This window comes from Curtobacterium sp. MCPF17_050 (assembly GCF_003224435.2).
Classification (GTDB): Bacteria; Actinomycetota; Actinomycetes; order Actinomycetales; family Microbacteriaceae; genus Curtobacterium.
Genome location: NZ_CP126250.1, coordinates 529,919 through 545,368 on the forward strand (window position 1 = coordinate 529,919; position 15,450 = coordinate 545,368).

Below are 15,450 nucleotides of genomic sequence, written 5' to 3' on the forward strand. Positions count from 1 at the left end.
GAACCGCCCGGTAGCGGATCGTCTACCGAAACACGTGTCGGCTGTAAAAGCGTGCGTGAGAATGACACCGTGAAGGCTCAGGTGCGGTGCATCTCGACGAATGACGGTCAAGACCTCGAGGACGTTGTGCTCGAGGATCCACACGATGTCGAGTGGGTCCCGCACCAGATCCGATCCTTCATCAACCGGCTCTTCACGGAGGCGGAGGGACGGGACTGGAACGAGTCGGAGAGAAGCTCAGCCGGTTGGGATACTGGGAGTTCGAGGACTACAAGCCCTGATCAGTCGGTGCAGGAGGCGACAGCATCAGGAGCACCCGCTCTCGTCCGGTAGCCGAGCGGCTATCGAGACGGGGCGTCGCCCTTCCTGCTTCGCGCTCTGATGAAGCCTTCCACGACCCAGCAGCCGACGCCGATCACGATCAGAACGATGACGATGCACACCGGTATCGGTCGATCAGTCGACGCGGTGCCCCGCGAACAGGCCGGTGCCGAGCAGAACGAGCAACAGGCCCGCTCCACCGACGAGTGCAGCTCGCACCTTCGGGCGGTCTGCACCTCTTGGTCGGGGGAGGCCAAGAAAGTTGAAGTCGCGCCACATGCCGCGGAGCATACGGCTGGCTGTTACTGAAGGACTGGTGACCGCTGGGACATGCTTTCCGAGCGAGCCGCACGTCTGAATGACGTTTGGCTATTGCGAACTCGCAGCCACGCCTGCGTCCGGCCGTCCGGCTTGTGGTGATGGCAAATGTCTGGGTCCTCCTCCTTTGCGGACTAGCTGTGCTCCTCGCCGGCGTAGCGCAGCTCCTGAACGGCGGTACGGGCGGCCTCGTGTTCGGTGTCCCGCTCATGACCCTGGGCGTCGTCTGTGTTGTCGCGTCCGTCGTGTACCGATCCCGATCGTCGCGCTAAGGGGCGGAACGCCGTGCAGCCACTGCTGAGGTGATGCCGCAGACGATTGCGGTGCTAGGAAGCAGGGCGGACTCCGCCCCGCTTCAGGCGCAGCGCCCGGTGACGGATCCGCTACCGAGTATCAGTCTCCACACGCACCCTCTGTCCCTCGATCGTGAACTGCCCGGTAGCGCGGACGACTTCTGACAGTTTCGGGTAGCCCCAGTTGCGTGAGTCGAAGTCTGGTTGCCACTTTCGTAGGAGCTGTCCGACCGTCGCGAGGTTCGCCCATCCATCCTCGGACGACGCAGTGGTCACGCTGTTCCGAAGCCCCTCGATGAGACGCGGGTCATCGCGAGGCGCGATCCGACCGCTCACCTGGGACGCTTCCATGAGGGCGGAGTCACCGTCCGCGCTTCCGAGGACGTCCAGGTAGGTGAACTGGTCGCAAGCGTTCCGGAATGATGCTGGCGTCTTGCGTTCCCCGAAGCCGTAGACCGTGATCCCTTGCTCACGGATTCGGGATGCGAGTCGGGTGAAGTCGCTGTCGGACGACACGATGCAGAACCCGTGGAACCGGCCTGTGTAGAGCAGGTCCATCGCGTCGATGATGAGTGCGCTGTCGGTGGAGTTCTTGCCCTTGGTGTGTGCGAACTGCTGCATGGGCTGGATGACGTGCTCGCTCGCCGCTGCTTTCCAGCTGCTGAGCTGCGTCGTCGTCCAGTCGCCGTAGACCCGCTTCACGGACGCAGTGCCGAAGCGGGCGACCTCCGCGAGGACAGCTCCAATCCGGGACGGAGGGACGTTGTCGGCATCGACGAGTACTGCGAGCAGATCACTGGGCGCGTCCATGCGCACAGTCTGGCGGCTTCACCCCGGGCTACTGACTTCTGGTCGCAGCCGAGGCGCCTGCCCGGCCACGCCGTCGCGAAGCGTCGCCGTTCCGATGGACGATCGGCTCACGACACACCGCTCCCGCCTGACCTGACGAGGACTGAACCCGCAACCGGTCGGAGACCTAGCATCAGGGGATGGACGACGCGGTGAGGAAACGGCTCAGCGGCCGGCAACGCAAGGCCAAAGTAGTCGCGTTCTGGTCGCTCACTGTTCTGGGTGCGCCGATCATGTGCGGGGCCTGGATCTGGCTCACTCTCGCGTCCATAGAGCAGGTGACGGAGTCAGCCAAAGCACCCCCGGGCGACACCTCGACCGACGGTTTCTTCGTGATGTTTGGCGTAGTACCGCTTGTGCTCGCACACCTGCTCGGACTCGTCATCCTGCGATCCATCGCGCCGCGCGAACGAGACGAGCGAGGCACGAGCTGGACGATGGCAGCTGTTGCGGTCCTCGTCACGTCTGGTGTCGGCCTTGCCGTGGCGCTGCAGGTCAACGGTGGGGTCCTCCTCACCCCCGCTGACGGCGGCTACACGCCGTAGAGGCCCCTGAGTCTCACTTTCCGTCCAGGCGTCCGAGTCAGGCCGGAGTCAGCGTCCGGTAGACGATCCGCTACCGGGACTGCCCGCAGGGTGAGGACTGCGACGATGGTCCGGTGGCTGAAACCCTCGAACCCTCGCTCGTTCCCGAACTGCTCGTGGCCGACCTGGATCAGAGCATCGAGTTCTGGTGCAACTTGTGCGGCTTCGACGTCGCCTACTCGCGCCCTGAGGAACGCTTCGCGTACATCACGCTCGGTTCCGCGCACCTGATGCTCGAACAAGCGGGCGTGGGTCGCAACTGGATCTCGGGGCCTCTTGAGCGCCCGCTCGGTCGCGGGGTGAACCTCCAGATCACGGTGCCGGACTCCGAGGCGTTGGCGCAGGTCCTCGGACGGGCTGGCGTTGAGCTCTTCATGCAACCCGAGACGAAGTGGTACGGCGTCGGCGAGGAAGAGGTCGGCGTGCATCAATTCCTCGTCCAGGACCCTGACGGATACCTCGCGCGGTTCCAGTCGTCACTGGGACGACGACCAACCGCCCCGTAGACGATCGGCTACCGGGCGTCCGCTGCCCCGTGGTGATCGGACTCGTCGTCCCGGTTGTCTGCTCTTGGTCGTCGGAGAACCAGACCTGCGCATCCCGCGGCCAGGGAAGCGCAGACGGCTGCCGCCGGCAGGACGAGTTGCCAACCGCCCACCGTCAAGAGCAGACCGCCGACAGCGGCAGCGACGAACGCCAGCACGCCCACAACGACCGATGCACGGCGGACCGGATGCGCCACGAGTTCGTCTTCCGCGCGGTTCCTCACGATCACTCCGACCCGCGCGACGGTAGCGGCCACCACGACTCCCAACGGGATCGCGACCTGTGAGGCGACAGCCACCGATTCCCAGTCCACGGAGCTGTACCTGATCGTCCCGAGACTGAACATCCCGACGGCGAAGACCGCGCCGGCGAGGACGACCACGGCAGGGAGCGCAACTCGGCGCGGACAACTCATCGTCGACTCGTCCCGAGATGCCATCATGCCGCCAGGGTAGATCGCGGCGCGCAGACGTGCCGCCACCGGACGGGAGGCGCGGTGCGGGCCCGCCCCGGGCCTCCCGTCCGGCGGTCCCGCCGCGTGCCAGCATGGGCGCATGCCCGTCGTCGAGTCCCGCTGTGTCGTCCCGGTCGACGTGGACGTCGCCTTCGCCGTCTCGCAGACGCAGGGCGAGGTCCGGAAGCGGTGGGACCCGTTCATCCGGCGGCAGCACCTCATCGGCGCGACCGTGCCTGGCAAGGGTGTGCGGACGTACACGGTGCAGCGGTTCGGCCTGGCGATGGAGAGCGAGTACGTCTCGTACAACCCGCCCTCGAACGTCGGCATGAAGATGACGAAGGGCTCGTGGTTCTTCGAGCGCATGGGCGGCGGATGGCGGTTCAGCGCCGCGGAGGGGCAGCCGGGGCACACCCTGGCGGTCTGGCGCTACAACTTCACGTGCAAGCCGAAGTGGCTGGCCCCGCTCGCGGAGCGCATCGGTGTGCTCGTGCTGCAGCGCGACATCGACCGGCGGATCGCGGGCTTCGCGCGGGGCTGCGAGGACCCGGTGGTGCTGGCCGCCGCGGCTCCGGACCGGGGTCGCTGACGGGCGCGGCGGGGCTGCATCCTTTCGATGCAAGTCCCGCACGTGCGTCCCTCCGCCGGTCGTCCCGGCGCGGCGCAGTTCCTAGCGTCGATGTCATGACGAACACCATCGAAGCCCGGTCGCAGACCGGCACCGCTCCGCAGGACCGGCACGGGATCCGCGGCGTCATCGCGCGGCACCCGCTCGGGTCGTTCTTCACCCTCGCACTCGGGCTGAGCTGGCTCGCGTGGGTCCCCTACATCCTGTCGCCGCACGGCATGGGCGTCTGGGACATCCACTTCGCCGAGGTCCTCGGCAGCGCGCAGTTCACCGGGGTGCTGCCCGGCGCACTGCTCGGCCCGCTCGGCGGCGCGTTCATCGTGACCGCGGTCGCCGACGGTCGCCCGGGCCTCCGCCGCTGGGTCGGACGCCTGTTCCGCTGGCGGGTCGCCTGGTACTGGTACGCCCTGGCGCTCGTCGTCGTGCCGGCCCTGATCATCGTGTCGGCGCTGCCGTTCGCCGGCGGGGACGTGCACGCACCGACCGCCCTCGTGTTCGCCGCCGTGGTGCCGGGCCTGGTCATCCAGCTGTTCTCCACCGGTCTGAGCGAGGAGCCGGGCTGGCGCGACTTCGCCCTGCCCCGCCTGCAGCACCGCTTCGGTGGCCTGGGTGCCGCGGCGATCCTCGGCCCGGTGTGGGCGCTGTGGCACATGCCGCTGTACCTCAGCGACTGGGGCGGGTGGCCGAACGCGCACTGGAGCGAGCCCGTCGTGTTCGCCCTGTTCACGATCACGTTCAACGTCCTGATGGTGCAGGTCTTCAACAAGACGGGCGAGAGCCTGCCGCTCGCACTGCTGCTCCACGTCGGCGTGAACAACACGATCTCGACGTTCTTCCCCACGATGTACCCGAGCATGACCGCCGGCACGCTGATGATCGGCCTGACGATCATGTCGACGATCACCGCCGTGGTGCTGCTCATCGCCACCCGCGGGCACCTCGGGTACGACCCGGCCCGTCGGGCGCTGCCGATCGACGCCCCGATCCCGGCGGCGAAGCCCCTCGTAGGATCGCAGCATGGCACCCGCTGAGCCGCTCGCGCAGCGCCCCCAGGCCGAGGCCGGGGGCGCTGCGCCCGCCCGGCGTCCCGCCACCGCCCGCGAGCGCCGCACCGACGTGCTCGTCGCGCTCGGCACCGCCGTGGTCGCCCTCGGTCTGCTGCTCGCCCTGCCGCCGCTCGACGCCGCCGACCCGGACACGATCGGCGAGACCGTCAGCTACCCGGCCGTCGGCAGTGCGCCGTGGACGGTCCTGACCCTCGGGCTCCTCGCCCAGGCGGCCGCCCTGCTCGCCGCCCGCAGGGCACCGCGCGCCACGCTCGTCGTCGTGGCGGGGATCCCGGTGCTCGTCGCCGTCCTCGCCCCGCAGGCGTTCGAACTCTTCGGGCTCACGCCGTTCGCCGTCGCGGTGGCCGTCGTCCTCGCCGCACTCCGCGTCCCGCTCGCACGGCTGTGGCCCGCACTCACCGCAGCGGCCGTCCTGGTCGTCGTCGCGGGAGCGGCGATCTGGGCCGTGCTCGCGGGCGGCTTCCGTGCCGACTTCACCCAAGGCCTGACGACCTCGATCGGCCAGGGCGTCCTGCAGGCGGTCGGCGCCGTCGGCCTGCCGCTGCTCGTCACCCTGGTGGTGCTGTCCCGTCGCGAGGTCCGCGTCGCCCGCACCGCCGAGGCCACCGCGGTCGACCGGGAGCAGGACGCCCTGATCGACGCCGCCGTCTCCCGCGAGCGTGCCGCCATGGCCCGGGAACTCCACGACATCGCCGCCCACCACCTCTCCGGGATCGCCCTCATGTCCGCCGTCATCGACCGCCAGATCGACACCGACCCCGAGCGTGCCCACGAGGGCGTCCGCCAGGTCCGGGAGCAGAGCACCGCCGTCCTCGAGGACCTCCGCCGCCTGGTCGGCCTGCTCCGCGACGACAGCCCCGCCGAACGGGCCGTCGAGACCGTCGCCGGGGTCGTCGACCTGGTCGAACGGGCACGGTTCCGCAGCGACGTCCGGCTGGACGTCCTGGCCGCCGACCACGCGGGTGGTGGCCGTCCGCTCGGCGACGGGGTCGGCCCGCTCGCGCAGCTCGCCGCGTACCGCACCGTCCAGGAGGCCCTCGCCAACGCCGCCCTGCACGCTCCGGGAGCGCCGTGCACCGTCACGATCGACGACCGCGCCAGCGACCACCTCCTCGTGCGCATCGAGAACGGGCCGGCCGCCGTGCCGGCGCAGGGCAGCACGCCCGCCGGTGGCAACGGACTCCGCGGCATGCGCGAGCGGGCGGAACTGGTGGGGGCGGGCCTCCAGGTCGGTCCGACGGACGACGGCGGGTGGCTGGTCGCACTGACGCTCGGCCGGGAGGCCCGGCCCGAGTCCGACACGACGGCCGCCGACCCGGAGGTGGCGCGGTGATCCGCGTGCTCGTCGCCGACGACCAGCCGCTCGTCCGGGCCGGCGTCTCGGCGCTCCTCGACGCCGAGTCGGACATCGAGGTCGTCGGGGTCGCCGCCGACGGCGGCGAAGCACTCGCGCTCGCCCGCAGCACGCGGCCCGACGTCGCGGTCCTCGACATCCGGATGCCGGTCCGGAACGGCATCGAGGTCGCCCGTGAACTCTGCCGGCCGGACGCCGACCCCGCGGTGCCCGTCCTCATGCTCACGACCTTCGACATGGACGACCTGGTGTTCGGTGCCCTCGAGGCCGGGGCCTCCGGCTTCCTGCTCAAGGACGCCGAACTGGACACGATCATCGGCGCCGTCCGTCAGGTCGCCGCAGGCAACGGCACCCTCGACCAGGCCCTGACCCGGCGTGTGCTCCGTGAGTTCACCTCGCGCCGGAGCCTGCAGCCGGTGACGGGCGACCGGGTCGACGGGGTGCTGACCGCCCGGGAGCGGGACGTGCTGCTGCTCCTGGCGCAGGGGATGTCGAACGAGGAGATCGCCGCGGAGCTCGTCGTCGAGGTCTCCACCGTCAAGTCCCACCTGGCGCGCATGCTGCCCAAGCTCGGGGTCCGGTCGCGGCTGCAGGCCGTGGTCTGGGCGTACCAGAACCGCATCGTCACGGTGCCCGAGTAGGACACGGAGCGCCGTCGGGCGCCGCGGCGGGGCTGCCTGGTGCTCCGCTGTCACTCCGCGGGTGCATGATGGGCGCGGCCGTCGCCCGCACGGCCGCGAACTGGAGCCCCCGCCGTGACCGAGACCCGCGCGTCGTCGCAGTCGTCCGACCAGCCGTCGGCTGCGCGTGACGCCCAGCCCGGAGACGCCGGTCCCGGCGACGACGCCACGCACCCCGCGACGGCCAGCCAGCAGCCCGCCGGCCGGGAGGCCCGTGGGCACCGCGGTGCAGCCGGGCTCGCCTTGGCCGCACTCGGCGTCGTCTTCGGGGACATCGGCACGAGCGTCCTCTACTCGATGCGCACGGTGTTCTCGGTCGACGGCGGGATCGTCCGGCCGGTCCCCGAGGACGTCTACGGCGTCATCTCGCTGCTCGTCTGGTCGATCACGATCGTCGTGTCGATCAAGTACGTACTCGTGCTCATGCGGGTCGACAACCACGGCGAGGGCGGGGTGATGGCGCTCGCCGCACTCGCCCGACGTCTGCACGCGCACCGCCCGCGCGGGACCACCGTGTTCCTGGTCATCGGGATCGTCGGGGTCGCCCTGTTCTACGGCGACTCCGTGATCACACCGGCCGTCTCCGTGCTGTCAGCAGTGGAGGGCCTGGGCACCGCGGCTCCGTCGGTCGAGCACCTCGTCGTGCCGATCGCGGCCGTCATCCTCGTCGGGCTGTTCGTCGTTCAGCGGTTCGGCACCGCGAAGGTCGGTGCCTCGTTCGGACCCGTGATGCTGCTCTGGTTCGTCGTCATCGCCGTCGCAGGCATCCCGCACATCGTCGAGCACCCCGGCGTCCTGCAGGGGCTGTCCCCGACCTGGGCGATCGCGTTCCTGTTCGCGCACCCGTTCATCACCTTCATCGCGATGGGCGCGGTCGTCCTCGCGATCACCGGGGCCGAGGCGCTGTACGCCGACATGGGCCACTTCGGACGCATGCCGATCCTCCGCGCCTGGTTCTTCGTGGTGTTCCCCGCGCTCGTCTGCAACTACCTGGGCCAGGCAGCCCTGGTGCTCGAGGACCCGACGGCCACGGAGGACCCGTTCTTCCTGCTGTTCCCGAGCTGGGCGCAGATACCCGTCGTGATCCTGGCCACCGCGGCCACCGTGATCGCGAGCCAGGCCGTCATCTCCGGCGCGTTCTCGCTCACCCGGCAGGCCGTGCAGCTCGGGCTCCTGCCGCCGCTGACCATCCGCCAGACGTCCAAGCGCGAGGGCGGCCAGGTCTACCTGCCGGCCGTCAACCTGCTGCTCTTCATCGGCGTGATGGCGATCATGCTCGCGTTCCGGTCCTCGGCGGCGCTGGCCACCGCGTACGGGGTGTCCGTCACCGGGGCGCTCGTGGTCGACACGCTCCTGCTGCTCGTCGTGGTGAAGCCGCTGTGGCGTTGGGCGACGTGGAAGCTCGTGCTCGTCGCCGTGGTGTTCGGCGGCCTCGAGCTCACCTTCCTGGCCGGCAACCTGTCCAAGGTCGTGCACGGCGGGTGGGTGCCGCTGCTCATCGCGCTCGCCGTCGTCACGCTGATGACCACCTGGCACCGCGGCCGCCAGCTCGTGCAGCAGGAGCGGCGGAAGCGCGAGGGGTCCCTCTCGGAGTTCATCGAGACGGTCAACGCCGACCACATCCCGCGGGTCCCGGGCGTCGCCGTGTTCCCGCACCCGAACAAGGAGACGACCCCGCTCGCGCTCCGGGCGAACGTCGAGCACAACGGGGTCGTGCACCAGCGGGTCGTCATCGTGTCCGTGCTCACCGCGAACGTGCCGCACGTGGCGCTGTCCGATGCGTTCAGGCGCGACGAGCTCGGCCACGACGAGGACGGCATCGACCACATCACGATCACCTTCGGGTTCTCCGACGACCAGGACCTGCCCGCGGCGATGCGTGCCGCATGTGCCGCCGGCGTGCTCGACCTGGCGCAGGAGGACATGTCGGCCGCGTCGTACTTCATCTCCCGTGGTGCGCTCCGGACCGGCTCGGGCAAGGGCGGGATGGTGTCGTGGCGGCGGAAGCTGTTCGTCGCGATGGCCCACAACGCCGCCGACCCGGCTGCACGGTTCGGGCTGCCGCTCCGGCGCACGGTGACGATGGGGAGCGACGTCGAGGTCTGACGCGCCTGCTCGCGCCGGTCAGTCGTCCAGACGCTGGGCGGCGCCGGGCACGACGAGTCGCCACGCGCCCCCAGCCTGCTCCTTCGTCAGGTACAGCCGGTAGGAACCCGGCTCGGCGAGCGGATCGCCGTCGAGGTACTCCACCGGCTCCCCGCTGCTCGTGCACTGGTCCGAGGTCGCGATGACGTCGATGCGGTCGCCGGGCGCGTGGCCCTTGCGGACGCTGGTGATGTCCGCTTCACGGACGCGGTAGCGCCCGAGCGCCTCGACAGTGCGGTCGGTCGGCCGCAGGTCGGCGTCCACGACGAGGCTCGCCTCCTGCTCCTGCTCGGCCGGGGAGAGCGGCGCCCACTCGACGCACTGGCCGACCGAGATCGCCGCGCAGCCACCCAGTCCACCGCCGAGCGCGAGCACGACCCCGATCGAGACCCCGGTCTTCCCCCGTGTCATGGCGTCAGTGTCGCCCAGGTCGGGCTCGTCGTCGCGGATCGTGACCGGATCGTGCCTGATCGTATGCGGGTGGAATACGGAATGCCGAGAAAGAGGCGCTGGGACGCCGCTCGTGTTTGATGTGTGACGTACGGATACCGCCCGGGTACCTGACGGTGCCCGTCCTGAACTGGAGTCCCCTTGCGACCACGCATCCCCTCCCGCATCGCGGTCATGGTGGTGACCGCCGCGAGCCTCGTGCTGACCGTGGCGACACCGACCTGGGCGGTCGCGGGGCGACCGTCCGCGCCAGCGCCGGCCGCGTCCAACGCGCCGGCCCCGGTTCCGTCGACCGGTCCGTCCCCGGCCGCGTCCACTGCGCCGGCACCGGCCACGTCGACCGGTCCGGCCACGTCGACCGACGCCGAGGTCGGGCTCGCGATCGAGGTCGCGAAGGACGGCAACGGTCCGTTCACGCCCGATGACCAGCCGGGCGGCGACAGCGGCGCCGCGAACGGCATCGTCCGCACCCTCGACGCGATCACGTACCGCGTCACGATGAACTCCACCGGCGGAGCCAGTTCGCACGAGCGCTTCACCCTCACCGCGCCGGCCGGTACCAGTTGGGCCGCCGTGCCCTCGCGGTGCACCGGGAGCGGATCACGGATCCACGGCCAGGAGCTGGTCTGTGACCTCGACACGGTCCCCGAAGGCCGGGCGGTCGCGGTGCCGGCGGTGCTCGACGTCTCCGCGGAGCTCCGGCACGGTGACGAGATCACGGTCCGTGCGACCGGCACCGCGGACGACGCCGACAACGGGACCGTCACTGCGACCTCGCCCACCACGACCGTGTCCGCCGCAGCGCGGTACAACCTGGCGAAGGACATCCAGGCGTCCTCGCTCCGGACGGACGTCACCGGTCCCGACGGACAGCGGGGGATCCAGCTCGTCTACCCGATCGCGGTCGACTGGCAGCCGGTCGTCCCGGGCCAGGGTCTGCTCGGCTTCGAGGCGGCCGGTGGTCCGATGACCTTCACCGACGACGTCTCCCAGATCCTCGGCGACCTGCCGTCCGGCGCTCGGCTGTGGAACGGGGACGAGCCCGTGTGCGGCCCCAACTCGCGCGCCCTGCTCGGGTTCGGCGGACTCCCGGCCGGGAAGGGCGGTGGTGCCCGGGCCGTCGCGGACTCGGGCACGATCAGCTGCACGCAGAGCGGCCCGGGGGAGGACGTCGACGTCACGATCACGGGGACGGTGACCGACCCCACACGGATGCCGACGGAGAACCAGTACGGCGGCCCGATCGCCGGTGGCAAGGTCGGCCTCGTCGTCGCCGGGTACATCAGCTTCTGGTTGCCCGAGCCGACGGGCGGGACGAACGTGCTGTCCCGCAACACCTTCACCCCGCTGCAGACCACGTCGGCCAGCGGCGCCCCGAACTTCCCGGGCGGGACCGAGCCGACGGCGGACAACGTGTCCGAGCGCAACCTCGTGGAGTTCGACCCGGGCAGCGGCGGGAAGCGGCTGTACCGGGTGGTCGGCGACGCCCACGAGGTCCGCCCTGGGTCCGCGCGCCAGGGCGATCCCTGGGCGACCGCGGGGGTCCGGCTCCGGAGCGAGGTCACCATGAGCAACGGCGGGCTCTCGGCGTACCAGGACGCGGTCCTCTGCGACACGTTCGACCGTGCCACCCAACGCCTCACCCGGGTGGGGAGCCCGTCACGGGCCGCGGAGGCGACCGGGTTGTCGGACGCGCACGTGCAGTACGCCGCGTACGACATGACGTCGGCCGCAGCGGGGCAGCGACGCACGTGCGACGACGAGGACGGACCGTGGTACGACGCTCCGGAGGACGTGCCGGGCGGCATCGCCGCGGTCGGTGCCGTCCGCGCCGTCGGTGACCTGGCCGGTGGGCGCCACGCGGCGCTGTACTCGTGGGTCACCGTCCTCGACGCCCCGGACGGGACCCGAGCCCTCGACTTCGGGCACCTCTCCTCGGGCACGCAGCACCCCGGGTGGATCCACGACAGCGCCGATCCGTCGCTCGGCGTCGGCGGCCTGACGGACAGCGTCGTCATCACCGAGAACCTCGCCCGGATCGCGAAGAAGACCGTCGACCCCGGACACGACGCTGCCGACACCCCGGACCGGACCACCTCCGCGGTCGCCGGGGACACGCTCGAGTACGCCCTCTACCCGACGCTGACCAACGGGAACACGAAGGGGCGTCCGGCGACGGTCACCGTCCGCGACACCCTGCCGGTGGACACCACCTACGTCCCCGGCAGTGCGTCGACCACCCCGGCGGTCGACACCGTGCAGGACGCGCAGGGGCGGCGGCACCAGCGGCTCACCTGGACGATGCACGACGTCCGACCGAACTCGTCCATCCCGCCGATCACCTACCGGGCCACGATCTCGACCGCGGCGCCCGCCGGTCCGATCGACAACGTGGCCGAGGTCGCGTCCCCCACCGATGCGTCGCCCGCCGAGTACCGCCGAGCGCAGCGAGCGGTGCAGGTCACCACCACGGGCGGGGTCGGTGTGGAGGAACACGCCGTCGAACCGGTCGTGGTCGCCGGCGACCGGTTGGAGTGGGACCTCGTCTACACGAACACCGACCCCGACCCGTTCCACGGCTCCGACCTCTTCGACGTCCTGCCGGATCGGACCGCTGCACACGACGGGTCCTTCCACGGCCGGACAGCGCTCGCCGAGCCCGTGGCGATCGACACCGGGGCCGGGGAGCAGGTGCGCTACACGGCGGCAGCACCCGGCGACGTCTCGCTCGTGGGCACGGACCCGTCGAACCAGCCCGGTGGCTCCACCACGTGGTGCTCGGAACAGGAGTTCGGCGCAGACGGGTGTCCCGCGTCGCTCCGGGACGTGACGGCGATCCGGATCACCCGCACGGCCCAGGTCGCCGTCGGCGCCTCGGTCACGCACCGGTTGGCGCTCGCGACCGAGGGTGAGCAGGACGGCGACACGTACGCGAACCGGTTCGGCCTGAGCGTGGCGGGCATCCGCCTCCCCGTGCAGTCCAACCGCGACACGATCCGGGTGGTCGCCGGGGCGATCGGCGACCGCGTCTGGTCCGACCGGGACGGTGACGGCCTCCAGGGCGCGGACGAGCCCGGCGCCGAGGCCGTCGACGTGCGACTCACGGGGACGGACGACTCCGGGGAGGCCGTGCAGCGGCGGACGACGAGCGACGCGGACGGCGGGTACCGGTTCGACGGCCTCAGACCCGGCGCCTACGTCGTCACCTTCGACGCCCCGGACGACCGCAGCTTCACGCGGCAGCACGTCGGCGACGACGACGCCGTCGACTCGGACGCAGGTGAGGACGGCTCCACCGAGACCATCACGCTCCGCCGGGTGACCACCCCGGAGGGTGCTCTCGACGGGGTGGACCGCACCACCTCCGTCGACGCGGGTGTGCTGCCGGCGGAGGACCCGGGTGGCCCCGGCGACGGCGGGCCGGGCGACGGCGGCCCCGGCGACGGCGGCCCCGGTGACGGTGGGCCGGGCACACCGGGCGGCACCGGTACCGGCACCGGCACCGGCACGCCGGGCAGCTCGGCTGGTGGGAGCGGCCGACCGGCGGAGCAATCGTCGGCATCGGTCCCGGACCGCGCACCGACCGCGGGCACTGCGCGTCGGGGCGACCTCGCCTTCACGGGTGTGGCGGGCCTCCCGATCGCACTCGGCGCCGCGCTGCTGCTGCTCGCCCTGGGCAGCGCGATCGTCCTCGGACGCCGGGGCCGCGCCTGCCGCCGGTGCGGGGACGGGAGGTGCGGGGCCGACCCGCCCCGCGCCTCCCGTCCGGCTCCGGTCACCGGCGTGCGCCGGGGCCGCGCCTGCCGCCGGTGCGGGGACGGGAGGTGCGGGGCCGACCCGCCCCGCGCCTCCCGTCCGGCTCCGGTCACCCGCGAGCGCGCTCGATCTCGGCGCGGTACCCGTCGAGCTGCGCGACCAGTCCCGCGCCGTCGTCCGTCCCGCGGAGGTCCCCGATGAGACGGTCCACGCGGGTGAACACGGCACGCTGCTCGGCGTCGGAGAGCGCACGGAACCGGTCGGCGTCCGGCAGCTGCCCCTGCCACCCGTCGTCGTCGGTCGTGGGGGCCGTGGTCTGCACGACCGTCGAGATGCCGCCCGTCCTCGTGGTCCCGTCGGTCGCACCCGATGCCTCCGGTCCCGTGACGGTCGCGGCGGCAGCGCCGGTGGCTGCGATCGCGACGACGAGAGCCAGGGTCGTCAGTGTGGCTGCGGTCTTCTTCTGCATCACGTGCTCCCGTCCGGTGGGCCGCGGTGTGCGGCACGTCCAGCCTGGGACGAGGCGGGCGTCGGCCGCATCGGCGGACCGGCTGGGCCTCCCGTCCGTCCGACTGATCGTCGCGACCGGCGACTCCGACCTTCGGAGGAGGCGCGACGTGGACTCCGGCGGCTAGCCTCTCGCCATGCGTCCTCTGCCGATCCCGCCGTGGGTGCGGTCCGCGCTCGCGGGGGTGGTGTTCCTCGGAGCCGCCCTGATCGCGATGGAGGGGCTGCACCGAGCCGGGTGGTACCCGACCCGGCTCGACGACTACCGCCTGACCGCGTTGCTCGTCGCGGTGTGCTTCGTGGTGGGGCAGCGACTGCCGTACCCGCTGCTCGTGGTGGTCGGGGTCGTCGTCGCATGGCCCTCGTGGACCTTCGACGTGCTGCAGGTCCGGCTCATCCCGCTCGTCATCGCGGTCTACCTGGCCTGCGCTGCCGGCCGCCGGGTGCTCGCGGTGCTGTCCGTCGCAGCCGTCCCGACCGTGCTCGCGATGTTCCTGCCGCTCGTCTCCGTCCCCGTGCACGACTGGCTCACCGCGCTCCGCGGCTGGCAGGTCTGGTCGAGCAACGCCGACTGGTCGACGATCGTCCTGATGGGGATCCTGCTCGTCGCCTGCGCGTTCCTCGGCCGCGCGACCGCACGACGACGGCGCTCCGAACTCGTCCTGCAGCGCCGCAACGAGGAGCTCGTGCGCCTGCGGGAGGCCGACCAGGCCCGCATCGCCTCGGAGGAACGGACCGCCGTCGCCCGCGAGGTGCACGACGTCGTCGCGCACCACATGGCCGCCATCGTCGTCCGGTCGCAGGCCCTCGTGCGTGTCGGGGTCGCCGACCAGACCGAGTTCGCCGAGTACGCTTCGTGGGTCGCGGGCACCGGGCAGCAGGCGCTGTCCGAGATGCGGAAGGTGGTGCGGGTCCTCCGTGCCGGTGGGGACGGGGGCACGACCGACGCTCCGGTGTCGCTGCGGGCCGCGGTCGAGGACGCCGTCGAACGGGTCCGGGCGACCGGCGTCGAGGTCGAGGTCGACCTCCGCGTGGGGGCGCGGCTCGGCGTCATGCAGGACTTCGCCGTGCTCCGGGTCTGCCAGGAGGCACTGACGAACACGCTCGTGCACTCCGACGGCTCCTCCGTGCGGGTGACGCTCGCCGTCTCGGAGGACCGCATCCACCTCGAGGTCCTCGACGACGGCGGGACCGAGGGCGGCCCACGGGTGCCGGCGCTCGCCGCCGGCGGGGCGGGGATCCGCGGCATGCGCGAACGCGCCGCGTCGATCGGCGGGGTGCTCGACGCCGGTCCGGTCGGCGGCGGCGGCTGGCGGGTCGTCCTGGAGGCCCCGCGTGAGGTCCCCGGATCGGCCGCAGCTCCGACCGGGGGCGCGCACACGACCGGGCCGTCGCTGGCACCGGCGCCGGTCCGGACGCAGGCAGCGACCGCCGGGGCCGGGGACGGGCCCCGTGCCGCTGCCGTTCCCGTCGACCGCCGGGTGGTGGCACCGTGATC

General features: G+C 71.7%; 14 protein-coding genes. 10 read left to right on the top strand and 4 right to left on the bottom strand.

Annotation, left to right across the window (positions count from 1 at the left end):
- The first annotated feature begins 429 nt into the window (after window positions 1-429).
- The gene (locus DEJ34_RS02585; protein ID WP_146236918.1) at window positions 430-630 is read left to right on the top strand and encodes a hypothetical protein; all 201 of its coding nucleotides are present in this window, start codon (window positions 430-432) and stop codon (window positions 628-630) included.
- A gap of 392 nt (window positions 631-1,022) precedes the next feature.
- On the opposite strand, the gene DEJ34_RS02590 is transcribed toward DEJ34_RS02585, so the two are convergent.
- Window positions 1,023-1,742 carry an NYN domain-containing protein gene (locus tag DEJ34_RS02590; RefSeq protein ID WP_110911341.1) on the bottom strand — a complete coding sequence of 240 codons (720 nt, stop codon included), beginning with the start codon at window positions 1,740-1,742 and terminating at the stop codon, window positions 1,023-1,025.
- Between the two features lie 179 nt (window positions 1,743-1,921).
- Between DEJ34_RS02590 and DEJ34_RS02595 the strand changes: the two genes are divergently transcribed.
- Both DEJ34_RS02595 and DEJ34_RS02600 read left to right on the top strand, forming a co-directional pair.
- Window positions 1,922-2,326, top strand: coding sequence for a hypothetical protein (locus DEJ34_RS02595; RefSeq protein ID WP_110911342.1), 405 nt, complete (start codon window positions 1,922-1,924; stop codon window positions 2,324-2,326).
- A gap of 113 nt (window positions 2,327-2,439) precedes the next feature.
- Window positions 2,440-2,871: a bleomycin resistance protein gene (locus DEJ34_RS02600; protein WP_110911343.1), complete on the top strand. Its 432-nt coding sequence runs from the start codon at window positions 2,440-2,442 to the stop codon at window positions 2,869-2,871.
- 8 nt (window positions 2,872-2,879) lie between these two features.
- Here DEJ34_RS02600 and DEJ34_RS02605 read toward each other — a convergent pair whose 3' ends face one another.
- Window positions 2,880-3,293 (bottom strand): hypothetical protein, encoded by a 414-nt coding sequence (locus tag DEJ34_RS02605; RefSeq protein ID WP_110911344.1) that lies wholly within the window; start codon window positions 3,291-3,293, stop codon window positions 2,880-2,882.
- A 172-nt stretch (window positions 3,294-3,465) separates the two neighbouring features.
- On the opposite strand from DEJ34_RS02605, the gene DEJ34_RS02610 reads away from it, so the two are divergent.
- The 5 genes from DEJ34_RS02610 (at window position 3,466) to DEJ34_RS02630 (ending at window position 9,200) form a co-directional block, all read left to right on the top strand.
- The gene (locus DEJ34_RS02610; protein WP_110823452.1) at window positions 3,466-3,954 is read left to right on the top strand and encodes an SRPBCC family protein; all 489 of its coding nucleotides are present in this window, start codon (window positions 3,466-3,468) and stop codon (window positions 3,952-3,954) included.
- Window positions 3,955-4,049: 95 nt separating this feature from the next.
- Complete coding sequence (locus tag DEJ34_RS02615) at window positions 4,050-5,024, top strand: CPBP family intramembrane glutamic endopeptidase (protein WP_110911345.1); 975 nt, start codon at window positions 4,050-4,052, stop codon at window positions 5,022-5,024.
- Complete coding sequence (locus DEJ34_RS02620; RefSeq protein ID WP_110911346.1) at window positions 5,011-6,393, top strand: sensor histidine kinase; 1,383 nt, start codon at window positions 5,011-5,013, stop codon at window positions 6,391-6,393. The genes DEJ34_RS02615 and DEJ34_RS02620 overlap by 14 nt, the downstream gene beginning before the upstream one ends.
- Window positions 6,390-7,055: a response regulator gene (locus DEJ34_RS02625; RefSeq protein ID WP_110911347.1), complete on the top strand. Its 666-nt coding sequence runs from the start codon at window positions 6,390-6,392 to the stop codon at window positions 7,053-7,055. The genes DEJ34_RS02620 and DEJ34_RS02625 overlap by 4 nt, the downstream gene beginning before the upstream one ends.
- A gap of 114 nt (window positions 7,056-7,169) precedes the next feature.
- Entirely contained in the window at window positions 7,170-9,200 is a 2,031-nt protein-coding gene (locus DEJ34_RS02630; protein ID WP_110911348.1) for a potassium transporter Kup, read from the top strand.
- Window positions 9,201-9,218: 18 nt separating this feature from the next.
- Here DEJ34_RS02630 and DEJ34_RS02635 read toward each other — a convergent pair whose 3' ends face one another.
- The gene (locus tag DEJ34_RS02635; RefSeq protein ID WP_110823457.1) at window positions 9,219-9,650 is read right to left on the bottom strand and encodes a hypothetical protein; all 432 of its coding nucleotides are present in this window, start codon (window positions 9,648-9,650) and stop codon (window positions 9,219-9,221) included.
- A gap of 180 nt (window positions 9,651-9,830) precedes the next feature.
- Here DEJ34_RS02635 and DEJ34_RS02640 point away from each other — a divergent pair, with 180 nt between their 5' ends.
- Entirely contained in the window at window positions 9,831-13,646 is a 3,816-nt protein-coding gene (locus DEJ34_RS02640) for an SdrD B-like domain-containing protein (RefSeq protein ID WP_284180699.1), read from the top strand.
- On the opposite strand, the gene DEJ34_RS02645 is transcribed toward DEJ34_RS02640, so the two are convergent.
- Complete coding sequence (locus DEJ34_RS02645; RefSeq protein ID WP_110901153.1) at window positions 13,555-13,914, bottom strand: hypothetical protein; 360 nt, start codon at window positions 13,912-13,914, stop codon at window positions 13,555-13,557. The two genes, DEJ34_RS02640 and DEJ34_RS02645, sit on opposite strands and share 92 nt — an antisense overlap.
- A gap of 175 nt (window positions 13,915-14,089) precedes the next feature.
- Here DEJ34_RS02645 and DEJ34_RS02650 point away from each other — a divergent pair, with 175 nt between their 5' ends.
- Complete coding sequence (locus tag DEJ34_RS02650; RefSeq protein WP_110911350.1) at window positions 14,090-15,448, top strand: sensor histidine kinase; 1,359 nt, start codon at window positions 14,090-14,092, stop codon at window positions 15,446-15,448.
- Window positions 15,449-15,450: the final 2 nt, after the last annotated feature.

What these genes read in the sequence shown, in the direction of transcription:
- DEJ34_RS02585 (WP_146236918.1), top strand. Translation starts at nt 430, where the DNA reads ATGACGATGCACACCGGTATCGGTCGATCAGTCGACGCGGTGCCCCGC.
- DEJ34_RS02590 (WP_110911341.1), bottom strand. Translation starts at nt 1,742, where the DNA reads ATGGACGCGCCCAGTGATCTGCTCGCAGTACTCGTCGATGCCGACAAC.
- DEJ34_RS02595 (WP_110911342.1), top strand. Translation starts at nt 1,922, where the DNA reads ATGGACGACGCGGTGAGGAAACGGCTCAGCGGCCGGCAACGCAAGGCC.
- DEJ34_RS02610 (WP_110823452.1), top strand. Translation starts at nt 3,466, where the DNA reads ATGCCCGTCGTCGAGTCCCGCTGTGTCGTCCCGGTCGACGTGGACGTC.
- DEJ34_RS02615 (WP_110911345.1), top strand. Translation starts at nt 4,050, where the DNA reads ATGACGAACACCATCGAAGCCCGGTCGCAGACCGGCACCGCTCCGCAG.
- DEJ34_RS02620 (WP_110911346.1), top strand. Translation starts at nt 5,011, where the DNA reads ATGGCACCCGCTGAGCCGCTCGCGCAGCGCCCCCAGGCCGAGGCCGGG.
- DEJ34_RS02635 (WP_110823457.1), bottom strand. Translation starts at nt 9,650, where the DNA reads ATGACACGGGGGAAGACCGGGGTCTCGATCGGGGTCGTGCTCGCGCTC.
- DEJ34_RS02645 (WP_110901153.1), bottom strand. Translation starts at nt 13,914, where the DNA reads ATGCAGAAGAAGACCGCAGCCACACTGACGACCCTGGCTCTCGTCGTC.
- DEJ34_RS02650 (WP_110911350.1), top strand. Translation starts at nt 14,090, where the DNA reads ATGCGTCCTCTGCCGATCCCGCCGTGGGTGCGGTCCGCGCTCGCGGGG.